The organism is Caulobacter sp., assembly GCF_039596335.1.
In the GTDB taxonomy this organism is placed as follows: Bacteria; Pseudomonadota; Alphaproteobacteria; order Caulobacterales; family Caulobacteraceae; genus Caulobacter.
The window spans coordinates 1-16,832 of record NZ_JBCNJZ010000005.1 but is presented as its reverse complement, the minus strand read 5'-3'; the positions used below and the strand labels follow the sequence as shown (position 1 = coordinate 16,832).

The 16,832-nt window shown below is 69.2% G+C and carries 14 protein-coding genes and 1 pseudogene; 10 read left to right on the top strand and 5 right to left on the bottom strand.

The features are described from left to right. Positions 1 to 121: 121 nt before the first annotated feature. The 3 genes from ABDW31_RS11475 (at position 122) to ABDW31_RS11465 (ending at position 5,238) form a co-directional block, all read left to right on the top strand. The gene (locus ABDW31_RS11475; protein ID WP_184718458.1) at positions 122 to 2,098 is read left to right on the top strand and encodes a calcineurin-like phosphoesterase C-terminal domain-containing protein; all 1,977 of its coding nucleotides are present in this window, start codon (positions 122 to 124) and stop codon (positions 2,096 to 2,098) included. Positions 2,099 to 2,274: 176 nt separating this feature from the next. Then, positions 2,275 to 4,533: a TonB-dependent receptor gene (locus tag ABDW31_RS11470; RefSeq protein WP_184718456.1), complete on the top strand. Its 2,259-nt coding sequence runs from the start codon at positions 2,275 to 2,277 to the stop codon at positions 4,531 to 4,533. Positions 4,534 to 4,557: 24 nt separating this feature from the next. Continuing rightward, positions 4,558 to 5,238 carry a TetR/AcrR family transcriptional regulator gene (locus ABDW31_RS11465; protein WP_184718454.1) on the top strand — a complete coding sequence of 227 codons (681 nt, stop codon included), beginning with the start codon at positions 4,558 to 4,560 and terminating at the stop codon, positions 5,236 to 5,238. On the opposite strand, the gene ABDW31_RS11460 is transcribed toward ABDW31_RS11465, so the two are convergent. From ABDW31_RS11460 to ABDW31_RS11450, 3 genes are read right to left on the bottom strand one after another with little or no spacing between them, the layout of a single operon-like run. After that, entirely contained in the window at positions 5,204 to 6,340 is a 1,137-nt protein-coding gene (locus tag ABDW31_RS11460; protein ID WP_184718452.1) for an MFS transporter, read from the bottom strand. The genes ABDW31_RS11465 and ABDW31_RS11460 overlap by 35 nt on opposite strands. Beyond that, positions 6,340 to 6,984: a class II aldolase/adducin family protein gene (locus ABDW31_RS11455; protein ID WP_184718449.1), complete on the bottom strand. Its 645-nt coding sequence runs from the start codon at positions 6,982 to 6,984 to the stop codon at positions 6,340 to 6,342. The genes ABDW31_RS11460 and ABDW31_RS11455 overlap by 1 nt, the downstream gene beginning before the upstream one ends. Then, a complete protein-coding gene (locus ABDW31_RS11450) occupies positions 6,984 to 7,928 on the bottom strand; it encodes a PfkB family carbohydrate kinase (RefSeq protein ID WP_184718447.1) in 945 nt (314 codons plus the stop codon). The genes ABDW31_RS11455 and ABDW31_RS11450 overlap by 1 nt, the downstream gene beginning before the upstream one ends. An 81-nt stretch (positions 7,929 to 8,009) precedes the next feature. On the opposite strand from ABDW31_RS11450, the gene ABDW31_RS11445 reads away from it, so the two are divergent. Both ABDW31_RS11445 and ABDW31_RS11440 read left to right on the top strand, forming a co-directional pair. After that, complete coding sequence (locus ABDW31_RS11445) at positions 8,010 to 9,284, top strand: aminotransferase class III-fold pyridoxal phosphate-dependent enzyme (RefSeq protein WP_184718445.1); 1,275 nt, start codon at positions 8,010 to 8,012, stop codon at positions 9,282 to 9,284. Between the two features lie 353 nt (positions 9,285 to 9,637). After that, positions 9,638 to 10,126, top strand: coding sequence for a hypothetical protein (locus tag ABDW31_RS11440; RefSeq protein WP_184718443.1), 489 nt, complete (start codon positions 9,638 to 9,640; stop codon positions 10,124 to 10,126). A gap of 67 nt (positions 10,127 to 10,193) precedes the next feature. On the opposite strand, the gene ABDW31_RS11435 is transcribed toward ABDW31_RS11440, so the two are convergent. Continuing rightward, the gene (locus ABDW31_RS11435; RefSeq protein ID WP_184718441.1) at positions 10,194 to 10,667 is read right to left on the bottom strand and encodes a hypothetical protein; all 474 of its coding nucleotides are present in this window, start codon (positions 10,665 to 10,667) and stop codon (positions 10,194 to 10,196) included. A gap of 183 nt (positions 10,668 to 10,850) precedes the next feature. On the opposite strand from ABDW31_RS11435, the gene ABDW31_RS11430 reads away from it, so the two are divergent. The 5 genes from ABDW31_RS11430 (at position 10,851) to ABDW31_RS11410 (ending at position 16,348) form a co-directional block, all read left to right on the top strand. Next, a complete protein-coding gene (locus tag ABDW31_RS11430; RefSeq protein ID WP_184718439.1) occupies positions 10,851 to 11,846 on the top strand; it encodes an aspartate carbamoyltransferase catalytic subunit in 996 nt (331 codons plus the stop codon). After that, a complete protein-coding gene (pyrC, locus tag ABDW31_RS11425; RefSeq protein ID WP_184718437.1) occupies positions 11,843 to 13,144 on the top strand; it encodes a dihydroorotase in 1,302 nt (433 codons plus the stop codon). Before ABDW31_RS11430 ends, pyrC begins: the two co-directional genes overlap by 4 nt. A gap of 218 nt (positions 13,145 to 13,362) precedes the next feature. Then, the gene (gene plsY, locus ABDW31_RS11420) at positions 13,363 to 14,013 is read left to right on the top strand and encodes a glycerol-3-phosphate 1-O-acyltransferase PlsY (RefSeq protein ID WP_184718435.1); all 651 of its coding nucleotides are present in this window, start codon (positions 13,363 to 13,365) and stop codon (positions 14,011 to 14,013) included. Next, positions 14,010 to 15,107 (top strand): DNA-processing protein DprA, encoded by a 1,098-nt coding sequence (dprA, locus tag ABDW31_RS11415; RefSeq protein WP_184718433.1) that lies wholly within the window; start codon positions 14,010 to 14,012, stop codon positions 15,105 to 15,107. The genes plsY and dprA overlap by 4 nt, the downstream gene beginning before the upstream one ends. Before the next feature lie 47 nt (positions 15,108 to 15,154). Beyond that, positions 15,155 to 16,348 (top strand): methyltransferase, encoded by a 1,194-nt coding sequence (locus tag ABDW31_RS11410; protein WP_184718431.1) that lies wholly within the window; start codon positions 15,155 to 15,157, stop codon positions 16,346 to 16,348. Here ABDW31_RS11410 and ABDW31_RS11405 read toward each other — a convergent pair. Next, positions 16,345 to 16,832 (bottom strand): annotated as a pseudogene (locus ABDW31_RS11405) (hypothetical protein); the annotation flags it as partial. The gene ABDW31_RS11410 and the pseudogene ABDW31_RS11405 sit on opposite strands and share 4 nt — an antisense overlap.

Genomic DNA, 16,832 nt, shown 5'->3' with positions numbered 1-16,832 from the left:
AAACACGCGAAATTCACACACTGACGCTCAGATAGCGGTCATTTCCGCCACCTACGCAGCGTCATCGGGATGTGTCAGACGCCCTTCAAAGGAAGGGGGTCATGCTGCGAAGGACGCCAAAGTGAAGAAGACTTCCCTGTCGACGGCCCTGCTGTGGGCCGCGATCGCCAGCGCCGCTGCGCCGACCTTGGCCGCCGCCGCGGACACGCCGTACTTCGCCGGGATCGACGTTCGCCGCGATGCGCCCGCCTCGAGCAAGACCATCGGCGGCGTGGTGTTCGAGGACGCCGACCGCGACGGTCGCCTGGGCGCGGGCGAGCGCGGCGTGCCGGGGGTCAAGGTCTCGAACGGCCGCGACGTCGCGGTGACCGACGCGCAGGGGCGTTACGCCCTGCCCGCCCGCAAGGACATGGCCCTCTTCGTGATCCAGCCCAGCGGCTGGCGGGTGCCGACCGATCAGCGCTGGATCCCGCAGTTCGCCTATCAGCACAAACCGGCGGGATCGCCCAAGGCGCTGCGCTATGGCGGCCTGCCGTCGACCGGTCCCCTGCCCTCGGCTGTGAACTTCCCGATCATTCCCTCAGAAACCGGTCAGCGCTTCGACTGTGCGGTGCTGGGCGACACCCAGCCGGCGTCCAATATTGAGGTCGGCTATGTGCGCGACTCGATGGTCCGCGACCTGCTGAACGCCCCGAAGAAGCCGGCCTGCCTGCTGGCCTTGGGCGACATCGTCAGCGACGACCTGCACCTGCTGCCGCGCACCGCCGAGGTGATGGGCGTGATCGGCGTTCCGCAATGGTGGGTACAGGGCAATCACGACTACGACCACGACGCCGACCACGACATCGACAGCTCCGACACCTGGCGGCGGCTGTATGGCCCCAACAACTACGCCTTCGAAATGGGCCAGGCGGTCTTCATCGTGCTGGACAATGTCTCGTTCCCCTGCGGCGAGGATCCGCGCGAGGCCCGCGAGCGACCGTTCTGCAAGCAGTACTGGAAGACCTACAACGGCCGCCTGCTGCCCGATCAGATGACCTTCATCGCCAATGTGCTGAAGGCGACCGACCCGAAGAAGCTGGTGGTGTTCGCCGCCCACATTCCGTTCGTGGGCTTCGACAACGCCGAGTCCCAGCCGCACCAGACCGACAATCTCGACGAGCTGTACGCCCTGGTGAAGGACCGCCCGGCCCTCTCGCTGACCGGCCACAGCCACACGCTGGAGAACCTGGCGGCCGGCGACTCGATGGCGGGCTGGAAGGCCACGACCGGCGTCTCAACCATCCCCTTCCGTCACCTGGTGGCCGGCGCGGTGGCCGGCGATTGGTGGGGCGGCGACTACGACGTCGATGGCACGCCGATGAGCCTGCAGGGCGACGGCTCGCCACGCGGCTATGTCGACTTCGCCGTCGACGGGACCGACTACACGCTGGACTACCGCGCCAGCGGCCTATCGCGCGACCGGGCCATGTGGCTGTCGGTCAGCACGCCGCGCTTCCGGACCTGGGCCGACCAGATCTTCGCCTGGCGCGACCAGCCCGAGGACAAGCGCGATCCGGTCCCGCCGTTCAGCGTGCAGGACCTGTACGACGCCAAGCTGCTGAACAAGGCCGACCTGGCCGGCCAGAGCTGGCTGACCGCCGACGTCTGGATGGGCGACTCGACCAGCCAGGTGATGATCTCGATCGACGGCGCCGCGCCGGTCCCGATGACCCGCACCCAGGAGATGAAGGGCGAAGCCGTGCGCATCGGCTCGGCCTATTCGGATCCGTTCGCCCTGCAGCGCCAGCTGACCATGGCCCGCGCCGCCATCCAGAGCCGGTCGGGCGATCCGGAGACGCAAGGCTATGTCCAGGGCCGCCAGAAGCGCCTGCCGCCCATGCCGCCGCAACCGCGCGGCTCGCGCGCCGACCACTCGCCGCACATCTGGCGTCATGACCTGCCCGCCGACCTGGCCGAGGGAATGCACACGGCGGTCGTCACCGTCACCCGCGCCCAGGGTGAGCCTGCCCGCGACACCCTGGTGTTCGAGGTCCGCCACGCGCCGCTGAAGCCGACCTTCGACTTCGAGCACTGGGACAGGTTCAAGAACCAGTAGCCGCAAAGCGCGCCGCGCGACCTGTTTCGCGCAGCCCTGCTTGCAAACCATGCATCGCAGCGTCCGGCTCTCGCCGGGCGTTGCGATCGCTTGCGTCCACACCCCTTGCATTGAGATAGTTTTTATTATCGTAATGTGGACGACCGGTCGGAGTACTGGATTTAGGGGAGTGAGTTATGAAGGCGCCTATGTTCATGGGCTGCGCCTTGCTGGCGCTGTCGTCCGGTTTCGCCGCGGCTCAGACCGTATCGCCGCCGGCGCCCGATAACACCGCGATCGCAGAGATCGTCGTCACCGCCCAGAAGCGCGCCGAGAACCTGCAGGACGTGCCGGTGTCGGTGACCGCTCTGACCAGCGAGACCCTGGCCGCGCGCGGCGTCACCAACGTCCTGGCCCTGAACAACATGGCCCCCGGCATGCGCATCAGCGCCAATGACGCGGCCGCCAATCCCAAGATCTACATCCGTGGCGTCGGTCTCAGCGACTTCAACCCCAACGCCTCCAGCGGCGTCGGCGTCTATGTCGACGGGGTCTATATCGGCTCGCCCCTGGCCCAGATGGCCGGCTTCTTCGACCTGGCCCAGGTGGAAGTGCTGCGCGGCCCGCAAGGCACGCTGTATGGCCGTAACACCAACGGCGGCGCGATCAACATCACGACCAAGCGGCCGACCCAGACCTTCACGGCCGACGCCTCGCTGGAGTACGCCACCTTCAACGCCGTGCGCGCCGAGGCGGCCGTCGGCGGTCCGATCATCGCCGACAAGCTGGCCTTCCGCGCCGCGGCCCAGCTAACCCGCGACGACGGCTACACCCACAACCGCGTGACCGGCAACGACCTGAACGCCGCCGACAACTGGGCCGGCCGCCTGTCGCTGCTGTACACGCCTAGCGACGACTTCGAGGTGCTGGCCCAGGTCAATCGCTACGTGAACCGCGGCGACGCCATCACTCCGCAACACCGCGCCTTGTTCCCCAGCGACGCCGCCTCGACCGGGCCGGACGGTCTGTGCCTGGCCAGCGCCTATGCCAGTGGGGCCTGCGGCGACCTGATGGGCTATGCCGACACCGACAAGAACGACCGCGCCGTCGATGCCAACCTGGAAGGCAAGGACAAGATCGACCTGTTCGGGGCCTCGGCCCAGGCGACCTGGTCGTTCAACAAGCTGCAGCTGGTGTCGGTCACCGCCTGGCAGTGGGCGCACCGCAACGACGTCGAGAACACCGACGGCGGGCCGCTGCAGATGCTGGAGATCAACTACCGCTCCCGCCACCAGCAATTCACCCAGGAGCTGCGCCTGCAGTCCGACAATCCGGACTCGCCCCTTTCCTGGGTGCTGGGCGGCTACTTCATGGACGAGCGGGTCGAGGACAACACCCGCCAGGACACCTTGCGCGACTTCCGCCCGTTCTTCGTCACGCCTGACAACCCCACGGGCGTCAGCCCCGCCGACAGCGTGGCGGTGTTCGGCTGGCCCTATGTGCAGAAGACCAAGGGCTACGCCGTATTCGGTCAGGCCGACTACAAGATCAGCGACCGCCTGACCGGCACGGTCGGCCTGCGCTGGTCGGCCGACAAGAAGCACATGAACTATCGCAGCCAGATCGAGGACGGCGCCTTCATCCTGCTGGAGTCCGACCAGAAGAAGACCTTCTCGGCCTTCTCCGGCCGCCTGGGCCTGCGCTACGAGCTGACGCCCGACACCAACGTCTATGCGACCTACAACCGGGGCTACAAGGCGGGCGGCTTCTTCGGCGGCCTGGCCACCTCGCCCGAAGAGGTCGAGCCCTACGACAACGAGACGCTGGACGCCTACGAAGTGGGCATGAAGTCCGAGTTCTTCGGCCGCCGGGTGCGTCTGAACGTGTCGGGCTTCTACTACGACTACAAGAACCAGCAGGTCTTCGCCCAGGCGCTGCGCAACGGCCTGACCGTGCTGGTCCTGGACAACGCCGCCAACTCCAAGGTCTACGGCGGCGAGGCCGAGATCACCGCCCGGCCGATCCAGCCCCTGACCCTGACGGCCGGCATTTCGCTGCTGCACGCCAAGTTCGGTGAGTACTTCAGCGAGGGCCAGGACTTCACCGGCAACTGGCTGCCGCAGTCGCCCAAGGTCACCTTCAACGTGGCGGCAAACTATGTCGCGCCGCTGGCCTCGGGCGCGTCGATCGTCGCCAATGTCGACGCCAACTATGGCTCCAAGGTCTATTTCGAGAACTCCAACGCCCCGCGCCTGTCGCAGGACGCGGTGTGGGTGGCCGGCGCCCAGCTCAGCTGGCGCTCGCCCAATGGCGGGATCGAGGCCGGGGCCTTCGCCCGCAACCTGTTCGACAAGTCCTATGTCGTGTCGATCTCCAACATCGACAGCCTGGGCGAGGACCTGCTGACCATGAACCGCCCCCGCAGCCTGGGGCTGTTCCTGCGCTATCACTACTAGGTCCAAACTTGCTATCAGGGGCGCATGGCAAGAAGCACCGCCACAAAGACTGCGCCCCCTTCCCTCGACACCAAGTCGCGCCCCTCGCGGCGGCGCGGCAAGGACACGTTCGAGGTCATCCTGACGACGGCGGGCGAGCTGCTGGCCGAAGTCGGCTTCGAACGGCTGACCACCAACCTGGTCTGCCAACGGGCCGGCCTGACGCCGCCGGCCCTCTATCGCTATTTCCCCAACAAGTACGCCCTGCTCAAGGAACTGGCCCATCGGCTGATGGACGCTCAGGACAAGGCCGTGCTGGCCTGGATTGAGGCTGGCGGGACCCAAGCCTCGACGCTCGAAGAGTCGGTCGCCAAGAACCGCGACCTGCAAAAGCAGATCAACGCCATCACCCGCGCCTTCCCGGGCGGCGACTGGATTCTGCGCGCCCTACGCGCCCTGCCGATGCTGCAGGAGGTGCAGACCACCTCGCGCGACAGCATCGCCGCGACGCTGTTCGAGATGCTGAGGACCGAGCACCCCGGCATCGACGAGAACCGGCTGCGCACGGCCACGCGCCTGACGACCCAGATGGCCTACGCCGCCACCGAAATGGTGCTGGAAGAGCCGGACCAGGACGAGGACCAGATCAACGAAGAGATTTGCTGGATGGTGGCGCTGTACTACGACCACCTCACCCAGGGCGCGTCCGCGTCCCGAAAAGGCTGATCAGCACCAGCGACACCGCCAGGCACCCCGCCGACATCAGTAAGGCCCTGCCCACCGGTCCATCGCCGACCAGCAGCGACGCGGCCAGCGGGCCGGCGCTGCTGCCCAGCAGCTGAGCCGCGCCTAGCTGCATCGAGGCGCGGCGCGTGGGATCGATGCGGATCAGCAGCAGGGTCTGGAACGGCAGGGCGAACAGCCACAGGAAGCCGAACACCGCCACGCAGACCACGAACACCGCCCGCCCCGGCCCGCTCCACAGCGTCGCCAGGATCAGGGCGTTGATGACGCCGACGCCCAACAGCATCCGGGCTGGCGGCACGCGATCGCCGACGAAGGTCGCGGCCGCGCCGCCCAGCACCTGCAGGCCCAGCGCCAGGGCGACGGCCAAGCCGGCCTCGCGCGGCATCAGACCGGCCAGCGCCGCCAGCGGCTCCAGATAGACCCACAGCGCCACGATGAAGGCCATCCACAGGAAGACCGCCGCCAGTCCGCCCAGCGAGCGGGCGTCCAGCCGTCCGCCGCCTTCCGGCTTGGGCAGTGGGGCGAAGCGATCGGGGCCAGCCAGGGCAGCCAAGGCGGCCAGCAGCGAGATCACCGCCAGGCAGGTCAGGGCGCCGTTGACGCCCCACTGCGGCATCACCGTCGCCGGCAGGGCGGCGGCCAGCACCAGTTGGGCGAAGGTCTGGACAGTGACGAACACGCCCGAGGCGCGCTCGGGCCGCGATGAGCGCGCGATGACGCCGATGGCCAGCCACAGCATGACGCCAGCGCAGGCCCCGGCCAAGCCACGCGTGGCGATCACGCCTGCGCCGCTGGTCAGGGTGGTGCTCCACATGACGGCGGCGTGCAGCAGACAGGCCACGAGCATCTTCAGCCGGATGTTGACCGGCTTGAGGAACGCGGCCGCCAGGCCGCAGGCTACGCCGATGGCCATCAGTTCGACGGTGGCCGCCAGGCCGATCTCGGCGGTGCTGAGCCGGTGCTCTCGCTCCAGCGCGCCCAGGATGACCGGCTGCAACCCGGCGATCAGCAGGGCCACGACCCCGACACCTTGGCTGATCACCGCCTCGCGGCGGGGCGGCGAGACGACTTGGGCTTCCATCAGCGCTGACCGTACGATTTGAAGCGTTGCAGGATGTGGTTCATTTCGGCGTCGGCCAGCAGGGTCGGGCCGCCGATGGCCAGGGTTCCCCAATAGACCGCCGCCTGCTCCTCGATCTCCTCGGCGATGGCCAGGGCGTAGTCGAGATTGGGCGCGGCGACGATCTGGCCGTGATTGGCCATCAGGGTGGCGTATCGGCCGTCCAGCGCCTCGACCACCACCTCGGCCAACTCCGGCGAGCCGAAGGTGGCGTAGGGCGCGACCGGCACGCTGGTCCCGCCGCTGACGGCGACCATGTAGTGCACGGCCGGGATCGGCTTGTTGGCGCAGGCCAGGATCGTTGCGTGACGCGAATGGCAGTGGACCACCGCCCCGACATCGGGCCGACGATCCAGGATCCCCTGGTGCATCCGCCATTCGCTGGACGGCTTCAGCGAACCTTCGGCCGTGGATCCATCGCTCTGGATCAGCACCATGTGCTCGGGCTGCAGCCGGCCGGCAGGGATGCCGCTGGGCGTCACAAGCATGCCTTCGCCGCAGCGGGCCGAGACGTTGCCCGAGGTGCCACGATTGAGACCGCGCTCGTCCATGGCTTGCATGACCTCGACCATGCGGCGGCGCAGGGCGTTTTCATCCATGGCCATCAGGCGGCCTCGTTCAGGTTCATGGACCGCATGGCCGCCTCAGTGGCCTCGAAGCTCTCCAGCTTGCCCAGCGTGGCCAGGCCTTGGGCGACGAGGGCGGCGGTGGCCGTGGCGAAGCGCGCGGCTTCCAGCGGCGGCCAGTCCCGGTTCAGCGCGGCAATGAAGCCCGCGCAATAGCTGTCGCCGCAGCTGGTCGTGTCGATCGGCTTGATCGCATAGGCCGGCAAGGTGGAGCGGACGCCGTCCAGCACCACGACCGAGCCCTTGCCGCCGTTCTTGATCAGGCAGTTCTTGGCCCCCAGGCCGATGAAGACCTCGGCGGCGGCGAACAGGTCGTCCTGGCCGGTCAGCATCTGGGCCTCGGCGGCGCTGGGCAGGAAGTAGTCGACGTAGGGCAGAAGACGCTTCAGCTCGTCCAGGGCCGAGGCCTGGGGCGAGATCAGGTCGCAGGTGACGATGACGCCGGCCTCCGAGGCCGCCTTGACCAGCTCGGCCCCGGCCCCGCCGTCCAGGCGCGGCCCGCCGATGCCGGCATAGTGTAGGAACCGCGCGGAGGTCGCGACCGCCAGAGCCTCAGGCGTCGCCGCCGCCAGCATCCCTGCGCCCAGGGCATGGAAGTTGGGCCGACGTCCCGCAGAGTCGACCGCCAGCACCGTCGTGGAGCTGGGCAGGCCGGGCATGGTGTCCAGCGCCGTCAGGTTCACCCCAGCTTCGTCTAGCGCCATGCGGATGAAGCGGCCAACCAGATCATCGCCGACCGCCGAGGCCAGGCTGACCGGCACGCCCAGCTTGGCCGCGACCAGCGCCGCGCCCGCCGCCGTGCCGGCCGGGGCGCAGGCGATGCCCTCGATCAGCGTCGTCCCCTCGCCTTCCGGCAAGGCGTCGATGGCCCTCGCCACGACGTCCAAGGTCGTCAAACCAATGCAAGCCAGACCGGTCTTCATGCCGTCTCTCCCCCATACATTGACACGCACTATGCCTCAGCCATTATGATAGTCAAAACTATCTTATGGGCGGGACCGAATATGACCTGGACCAACAGCAAGGACACCGCGCTGCGCGAGCGCGCCATGGCCGTCATCCCCAACGGCATGTACGGCCACCAGTCGGTCATGCTGCTGCCTGACGACTATCCGCAGTTCTTCGAGCGAGCGGAAGGCGCCTATCTCTGGGATGTCGACGGCAACCGCTACACCGACTTCCTCTGCGGCTACGGCCCCAACCTGTTCGGCTACGCCCATGCGGGCATCGACGCGGCCTATGTCGAGCAGATGAAGCGCGGCGACACCATGACCGGCCCGGGCGCGGCCATGGTCGAGTTGGCCGAGGCCCTGACCGCCCAGGTCAGCCACGCCGACTGGGCGATGTTCTGCAAGAACGGCACAGACGCCACGACCATGGCGATGATGATCGCCCGCAACTTCACCCAGAAGAAGACCATCGTCCTGGCCAAGGGCGCCTATCACGGAGCCGCGCCCTGGTGCACGCCGCTGAAGAACGGCACCACCCCGGCCGACCGCGCCAACCAGGTGTTCTACGAATACAACGACGTCGAGAGCCTGGAGGCCGCCGTGCGCGAGGCCGGCTCGGACCTGGCGGCGATCTTCGCCTCGCCGATCAAGCACGACACCTTCATCGACCAGGAGCTGCCGAACCCAGAGTACGCCCGCCGCGCCCGCGAGCTGTGCGACGAGCACGGCGCCCTGCTGATCGTCGACGACGTGCGCGCCGGCTTCCGCCTGGCTCGCGACTGCAGCTGGTCACTGGTCAACGTGAAGCCGGACCTGTCGACCTGGGGCAAGGCCATCGCCAACGGCCACCCGATCTCCGCCCTGCTGGGCGCCGACATCGCCCGCTTCGCCGCCGCCACCATCTACGCCACCGGCTCGTACTGGTTCTCGGCCGCGCCGATGGCCGCCTCGATCGCGACCCTGAAGCTGATCCGCGAGAGCGACTATCTGGAGCGCACCATCGCGCTCGGGGAACGCCTGCGCGCGGGTCTGGACGAGACCGCCACCCGCCACGGCTTCGGCCTGCGCCAGACAGGCCCCGCCCAGCTGCCGCTGATCATGGTCGACGACGACCCGACCGGGGCCAAGGGCTATTTCTGGAACAACGCCCTGCTCAAGCGCGGCGTCTACTTCCACCCCTGGCACAACATGTTCATCAGCGCCGCCATGACCGAAGCCGACATCGACCACGCGGTCGAGGCGGCCGACGATTCGTTCAAGCTGCTGAAGGCCGCCGGCCCGCTGGAACCGGTCGCCAAACTGGCCTTCATGCACTCGCTGGTGGACTGAGCCGGGATCGCGGGAGTGTCTCGAACGCTCCCGCTCAACCCCAGCATGACAAATCAGCGACAAGTTCGCCAAGCAGTCGCAGCCGCTTGCTGGTCGACCGTTTGAGATGAACAGGTTGGATATGCGTGTAAACTCACCCATGACTTGAGCAGAGAGCGACTAGACCAGCCCAAAACTCATTTCAGGGCGCCACACAACCCAATCCGGGGACAAAAGTCGCGGAATTCTCCCCACTGGGGAATTTTCGCGACAACACTGCTTCATCTTTGCTTATTGTTAAGGATGAGGGCCGGACGCCGCGTTCGCCCCATGGCTACACACGCTCGAACAACGGGTGCGCGAGGGGGTCTCGGATGATGCAGAAAGTGTTGGTCGGGGCGATGACGATCATCGTCGCCGGTATGTCGTTCGGCGCGGCCGTCGCCGGCGATCGCCGCTACACCCCGCCCCCGCCGCCGTCGTATGGCGCGGGCTATCCGCCGCCGCCTGCCTACCCGCAACAGGGCGCCTATTCGCACCCCGGCCTGCCGCCGGTTGACTGCCTGTGCACCCGCACCGTGTCGTTCTACGGCGTGACCCCGGGCTATGGCGACATCCGCGTCAACGCCCCGGGCGTGCGCGTCTACGGCGAGCCTGTGGTGATCCCGTCGGGCCGCATCGATATCCAGGGCCCGCCGGTCTATGTCGAAGCCCCGCCGGTCCGCGTCGCCGCCCCGCAGATCTACCTGCACCGCCCGGAAGTGATTGTGCGCCCGTCGGCCGTCACGGTCGAGGCCCCAGAAATCCACTACGGCGCCTGCGCCGAAGGTTCGCGCTGCGAGCCCGCGCCATCGCGCCGCTAGGCCTTCAGGCGTCAAGCCAGACACGACGAGAGGGGGAAGGCTTCAGAGCCTTCTCCCTCTTTTCGTTTTAGGGCGCGCAGAACGCCCGGGCTTCGCGCGCCAGCGGCAGGTCGCCGCCCTCCAGCGCCATCTTGATCGCCTCGTCGCAGCGCTGTTCGCTGAGCAAGGTGGTGACCTTCCCCCGCAGCGTGACGGCGTCGCGCAGCAGCCGCGCCTCGGTGCGCTCACCCGGCAGGCAGGGCGAATACCACTTGGCGTCGGCGCAGCGGGCGATCAGCCGGGTCTGGCGCGCGTGTTCGGCCGCGTCGTCGTAAGCTGGAGCGGCGGCGGGCGGCTCGACCGGCAGCGGCGTCATGGGCAGGGTCGGGCTGGCGGTGACGCTGTGGGCCGCGTCCGACGCTTCCAGCGGCCGCACGATCGTCGTCGACGGGATCTGGTAGTGGCAGACCCAACCCTTTTCGCCCATCTGGCACGACTGCAGCGTGGCCTTGGCCTCCTCGGGCGGGGCGGCCTGCAACAGGGCGAGCAACAGCAACAACATGGCCAACCCCGATCCTGGCGACTTTAACCAACCTAGCCGCCTCTGGCCCCTGGCAACAAGCCGGCGGTGTCCCCGGTAAGAGGTTCAGGCCGTCCGCCGGCGCGAAATATTCCAGGGGACGAAAGGCCTGCCGCCCGCCGCGCGCCTTCCCTTCCCCGCCAAAGCCGCCTAAGACGCGGGCTCATGACGGCTCCAGCCCATGACCCCGCCCGCGCGGCGATCGAAACGATCCGCGCCCGCGTTTTCGCCTTTCCCAAGCGCCATTTCCTGTCCGCTGGCGACCTGAACGCGCCGCAAGCCGCGGACCTGCTGGACCTGGCCGACGCCTTCGTCGCCTTCAACCGGCAGACGTCCAAGAGCCTGGACCTGCTGCACGGCCGGACGCTGATGAACCTGTTCTTCGAGAACAGCACGCGGACCCAGAGCTCGTTCGAGCTGGCCGGCAAGCGCCTGGGCGCCGACGTCGTCAACATGAACCCCAAGACCTCGTCGGTGGCCAAGGGCGAGACCCTGATCGACACCGCCGTGACGCTGAACGCCATGCGCCCCGACCTGCTGGTCGTGCGCCACGCCTCGTCGGGCGCGGCCAGCCTGCTCTCGCAGAAGGTCAGCGGTCACGTCGTCAATGCCGGCGACGGCCAGCATGAGCACCCGACCCAGGCCCTGCTGGACGCTTTGTCGATCCGCCGCGCCTTTGGCCGCGTCTCGGGCCTGACCGTGGCGATCTGCGGCGACGTGCTGCACAGCCGCGTGGCGCGCTCGAACGTCGCCCTGCTGCACACCCTGGGCGCCAGTGTGCGCCTGGTCGGCCCGCCCACCCTGATGCCGGCCCAGGCCGAGCGCTGGGGCGTCACCGTCCACCACGACATGAAGTCGGGCCTGGCCGGCGCCGACGTCGTGATGATGCTGCGCCTGCAGCTGGAGCGGATGCAGGGCGCCTTCGTGCCCTCGACCCGCGAATATTTCCGCTTCTACGGCCTGGACCGCGAGAAGCTGGCCCGCGCCGCGCCGGGGGCCAAGGTCATGCACCCGGGTCCGATGAACCGAGGCGTCGAGATCGACAGCGATGTCGCCGACGATCCGGCCGTGAGCCTGATCCAGGACCAGGTCGAGATGGGCGTCGCCGCCCGCATGGCCGTGCTCACCAGTTTGGCCGCGCGTATCGAGGCAGCCCAATGACGTCCGCCCAACCCCTCGCCCTCGTCAACGCCCGCCTGGTCGATCCGGAAAGCGGCTATGACGGCCCCGGCGGCGTCATCGTCTCGGAAGGCGTCATCAGCGACGTCGCCAAGGGCCGCGAGTTCGGCAAGCTGTCCAAGGCCGTGCGGGTTATTGATTGCGGTGGGGCGCTGCTAGCGCCCGGCCTGATCGATCTGCGGGTGCGCACCGGCGAGCCCGGGGCCGAGACCAAGGAAACCCTGGCCTCGGCGGCGCGCGCCGCGGCGGCCGGCGGCGTCACCTCGATGGTGGTCCAGCCCGACACCAGCCCGGCGATCGACGATCCCTCGATGGTCGATTTCATCCTGCGCCGGGCGCGCGACATCGACAGCGCCCGCATCCTGGTGGCCGGCGCGGCGACCAAGGGCCTGTCGGGCGAGCAGATGGCCGAGATCGGCCTGATGCGCGAGGCCGGCTGCGTCTACATCACCGATGCGGGCAAGCCGATCGTCGACAGCAAGGTCATGCAGCGCGTGCTGACCTATGCGAAGGGCTTCGACGCCCTGCTGGCCCACCGTCCGATGGATCCGTGGCTGGCCAAGGGCGGCGCGGCGACCGGCGGCGAGTTCGCCGGCCGCATGGGCCTGCCCTCGATCTCGCCGATGGCCGAGCGGATCATGCTGGAGCGCGACGTCGCCCTGCTGGAAGCCACCGGCGGCAAGCTGCTGGTCGACCAGATCACCTCGGCCCAAGCCCTGGAAACGCTGGAGCGCGCCAAGAAGAAGGGCCTGCGGATCAGCGCCTCGGTGTCGATCAATCACCTGTCCTTCAACGAGCTGGACATCGGCGACTACCGCACCTTCGCCAAGCTGAACCCGCCCCTGCGCGGCGAAGACGACCGCCAGGCGCTGATCGAGGCGCTGGCCAACGGTCTGATCGACGTCGTCGTCTCGGCGCACAATCCGGCCCCGGCCGAGGACAAGCGCCTGCCGTTCGACGAGGCCGCCCCCGGCGCTGTGGGCCTGGAAACTCTGCTGCCGGCCCTGCTGTCGCTGTATCACGACGAGCGTATCGCCCTCGTGGACCTGATCCGCGCCGTCACCCTGGCCCCCGCCGAACTGCTGGGCCTGCGCGGCGGCCGCATCGCCCCCGGCGCCCCGGCCGACGTGGTGCTGTGCGACATCGACGCCCCGCTGATCATCGACGCGGCCCGCCTGCTGTCGAAGTCCAAAAACTCGCCGTTCGATGGGCGCAGGCTGCAGGGTCAGGTGCTGATGACGGTGGTGGACGGCCGGGTGGTGCACCGCGCGGAGGGGTAAGGCCCTTAACTCGCCCCCACCTGACCGCTTCGCGGTCGTCCGCCCCCGGAGGGGGCAGACGGGGGTACTGCTGGCCGTCTTCCCCCTCCGGGGGAGGAGCGCGTCAGCGCGGAGGGGGCGAGTATGGCCCCCGCCTCGCTTCTGCACTACACCATAGACATACAACTCTCGCTTGCGCAGCGGTTGAATTCGCGCGCAACTCGCCTTAGGGTCGAAACGTGCAAGATCTCGCCGCCGCCACCTACGTCACGCTCGCGATCACCCTCGTCGGCGGCTACCTGCTCGGGTCGATCCCGTTCGGGCTGATCGCCACGCGCCTGGGCGGGGCCGGCGACATCCGGCAGATCGGGTCGGGCAATATCGGCGCGACCAATGTGCTGCGTTCGGGCCGCAAGGACCTGGCGGCCATCACCCTGCTGGGCGACGCCGGCAAGGGCGTGCTGGCGGTGATCCTGGCCCGCGTGCTTACCCATGACACCGCGCTGGTCGTCGCCCTGGCCGGCGGCGCGGCGTTCCTGGGCCACCTATTCCCCGTCTGGCTGAAGTTCAAGGGCGGCAAGGGCGTGGCCACCTTCTACGGCGTGCTGCTGGCCGCCTGCTGGCCGGTGGGCGTACTGGCCGCCATCACCTGGCTGGCCATGGCCGTGTTCTTCCGCATCAGCTCGCTGGCCGCCCTGACCGCCGCCGCCCTGGCCGCGCCGTTCGCCCTGGCCACCGACCAGCCCTATCCAATGCTGGCCCTGGCCCTGTTCATGGCCGTGCTGATCTTCATCCGCCACCGCGAGAACATCGCCCGCCTGCTGAAGGGCGAGGAGCCCAAGATCGGCAAGAAGAAGGACGCGGCGCCGCCCGTTACGGACGCTCCGTGACGCCGGGCCGGCTCTCGGACATCCAGCGCTTCGCCTGGCTGCGCCTGGCGCGCACCGAGACCGTCGGCCCCGTCGCTTTCGACCATCTGCTGACCCGCTACGGCACGCCCGAGCGAGCCCTGTCTGCCCTGCCCGACCTGTCCCGCCGCGGCGGCCGCGCCGTGCCCCTGTCCCTGCCGCCGCGCGAGGCGATCGAGCGCGAGCTCGAGGCCGGCGAGCGGCTGGGCGCCCGCCTGCTTTGCGGCTGCGAGCCTGACTTTCCGCCGAACCTGGCGGCGCTGGATCCGCCGCCGCCGGTGCTGTGGGCGCTGGGCCGCGCGGAGCTGCTGTCCCAGCCCAGCCTGGCCATCGTCGGGGCCCGCATCGCCTCGGCCGCCGGCCAGCGCTTCGCTCGCCAGCTGGCCACCGACCTGGGGGTCGCCGGCTATGTCATCGTCTCGGGCATGGCGCGCGGCGTCGACGGGGCGGCGCATGAAGGCTCCCTGACCACCGGCTCGGTCGCCGTGCTGGGCGGCGGGATCGGCGACGTCTATCCGCCCGAGCACGACAAGCTGCACGCCCGTCTGGCCGCCGAGGGCTGCGTCGTCTCCGAAAGCGCCCCCGACCGCCGCGCCCAGGCCAAGGACTTCCCGCGCCGCAACCGCATCATCTCGGGCCTGTCGCTGGGCGTGATCGTCGTCGAGGCCGAGCTGAAGTCCGGCTCGCTGATCACCGCACGCCTCGCCGCCGAGCAGGGCCGCGACGTCTTCGCCGTACCCGGCTCGCCGCTGGACCCACGCTCGAAGGGCACGAACGACCTGATCCGCCAGGGCGCGATCCTGTGCGAAGGCGCCGAGGACGTGTTGCGCGCCCTGTCGGGTCACATCCATCTGCGCGAGCGCGACCGCCCCTACGAGGCCCAGCCGGACCTGGAGATCGACCACGACGCCCTGCGCGAGAAGGTCGCCGCCCTGCTCTCTCCCACGCCCATCGCCCGCAACGACCTGGTCCGCGCCGCCGCCGCCCCGGCTTCGGTGGTCATGGCGGCGCTGGTCGAGCTGAGCCTGGCGGGCCGTGCGGAGTTGCTGGACGGCGGACTGGTGGCGGGGGTCTAAGTCTCGCAGTCGCGCCTTTCGCGAGTCGCCGACGAGAGGGACTGAAGATGGACAGCCAGGCCATAGAAGACATGCTCGCCATCGCCGTGGCGGCCGGGGCCCAGGGCCGGCTGGACGACGCCGAGGCCGCATTCCGCGCTGTGCTGGTCATGAAGCCCGATCACGATGAGGCCCTGTTCGGCCTGGGCCTGAACCTGCTGATCGCGCGGCGCTTTCAGGAAGCCGTCGAGCCTTTGACCTGGGCCGTCCATGCGCCGAACGCCGAACCGGTGCGCCGGCAATGCCTGGCGCACGCCCTGTTCCTGACCGGCGACTTTGCCCGCGCCGCCGACACCTTCGCGACCGCCAACGGGGTCGAGCCCCTGCCCGAGGGCGCGCGGGTGACGTGGGCCCGCGCCGCCGCCTACAACGCGCTCGAAGGGGGCGACGCCCAGGCCGCGCTGGACCTCTACGCCATGATCGCAGGCCCCCTGGCCGAGGATCTGGAGACCGTCGCGCGCGAGGGCTTCGGCATCCTCGTGGCCTTCGACAGCCTCGATGCGGCCCGCACCCTCGGCGCCTGGCTGGCGGCGCACAATCCGGCGGACCTCATCCGGGCGCACGAGCTGCGCGTCCTGACGGATCCGCGCTTCGACCGGGCGCCGCCCGCCTATGTCGAAGCTCTGTTCGACGATCTCGCCCAGCGTTTCGATCGCCAGTTGGTCGAGATGCTGGACTATCGCGCGCCCGAGCTGCTGGCCAATCTCGTGGCCGGCCGGTACGCGCGGTTCGCGCGGATCCTGGACCTGGGCTGCGGCACGGGCCTGGCCGCGCCGTTCCTGGGAGGGTTCGGCGCCCAGCTGACCGGGGTCGATCTGTCGTCGGCCATGCTGGCCAAGGCGGCCGAGCGCGGCGGGTACGACCACTTGGTCCAGGCCGAGGCGGTCACGTTTCTGCAGAGCCAACCCAGCGCGTTCGACCTGATCTTCGCCGCCGATGTCCTGATCTATTTCGGTGATCTGGCGCCGCTGCTGACCGCCGCCGCCGAGGCCCTCGCCCACGGCGGCGTGCTGGCCTTCAGCGTCGAACGGGGCGAAGCCGGCTGGCGACTACTGCCCACCGCCCGCTACGCCCATGGCGACGACTATGTCCGCCAGGTGGCTGCGCCGGGCTTCCGGATCGCCGATCACGAAGACATCGTGCTGCGTCGCGAGGCGACGGGCGTCACACAGGGCCGCCTGTACCTTCTGGAAAAGCTCTAGCCGCTCCTTCGCGCGCCCTTGGCGAACAGCAGGTCCGACCAGCGCCAGGAGCCTCCGCCCAGGGCGAAGCGGGCCGCGCCGGGGCCGTCGTTCAGCGAGATCAGCACCAGGCCGCGCATCGGCTCGGCGCGGCAGGCCGCCGGGGCGAAGGCGACCTCCATCATGATCATCTCGCGCAGGCCGGCCAGGCCCTCGCCTTCCTCGCCAGTGGTGCGTGACCACGAGCCGTTCCAGACCAGCACCGCACGGCCGGCGCCGATGGTCTCGCCATGGGCGCGCATCAGGGCGGCGCGGGCGCGAGGGTTCTTGCGCAGGCCCTCCTGCAGCAGCCGGACCATGTCGCAGCCGTCGCCACCACCGCCACCGCCGCGACCCGAGCCGGCGGTCGCCGCGCCTTGTAGATCCGAGTCGCCCAGGCCCAGCACCGGGCTGGGCGCGGGCTTGGTCGAGGCCGGCCGCGGGGTGCCGTTCTTGGGGATGGGGG

What these genes read in the sequence shown, in the direction of transcription:
- ABDW31_RS11440 (WP_184718443.1), top strand. Translation starts at nt 9,638, where the DNA reads ATGATGCAGAAAGTGTTGGTCGGGGCGATGACGATCATCGTCGCCGGT.
- pyrC (WP_184718437.1), top strand. Translation starts at nt 11,843, where the DNA reads ATGACGTCCGCCCAACCCCTCGCCCTCGTCAACGCCCGCCTGGTCGAT.
- ABDW31_RS11455 (WP_184718449.1), bottom strand. Translation starts at nt 6,984, where the DNA reads ATGGCCATGGATGAAAACGCCCTGCGCCGCCGCATGGTCGAGGTCATG.
- ABDW31_RS11460 (WP_184718452.1), bottom strand. Translation starts at nt 6,340, where the DNA reads ATGGAAGCCCAAGTCGTCTCGCCGCCCCGCCGCGAGGCGGTGATCAGC.
- ABDW31_RS11435 (WP_184718441.1), bottom strand. Translation starts at nt 10,667, where the DNA reads ATGTTGTTGCTGTTGCTCGCCCTGTTGCAGGCCGCCCCGCCCGAGGAG.
- ABDW31_RS11470 (WP_184718456.1), top strand. Translation starts at nt 2,275, where the DNA reads ATGAAGGCGCCTATGTTCATGGGCTGCGCCTTGCTGGCGCTGTCGTCC.
- ABDW31_RS11450 (WP_184718447.1), bottom strand. Translation starts at nt 7,928, where the DNA reads ATGAAGACCGGTCTGGCTTGCATTGGTTTGACGACCTTGGACGTCGTG.
- ABDW31_RS11465 (WP_184718454.1), top strand. Translation starts at nt 4,558, where the DNA reads ATGGCAAGAAGCACCGCCACAAAGACTGCGCCCCCTTCCCTCGACACC.
- ABDW31_RS11430 (WP_184718439.1), top strand. Translation starts at nt 10,851, where the DNA reads ATGACGGCTCCAGCCCATGACCCCGCCCGCGCGGCGATCGAAACGATC.
- ABDW31_RS11445 (WP_184718445.1), top strand. Translation starts at nt 8,010, where the DNA reads ATGACCTGGACCAACAGCAAGGACACCGCGCTGCGCGAGCGCGCCATG.
- ABDW31_RS11410 (WP_184718431.1), top strand. Translation starts at nt 15,155, where the DNA reads ATGGACAGCCAGGCCATAGAAGACATGCTCGCCATCGCCGTGGCGGCC.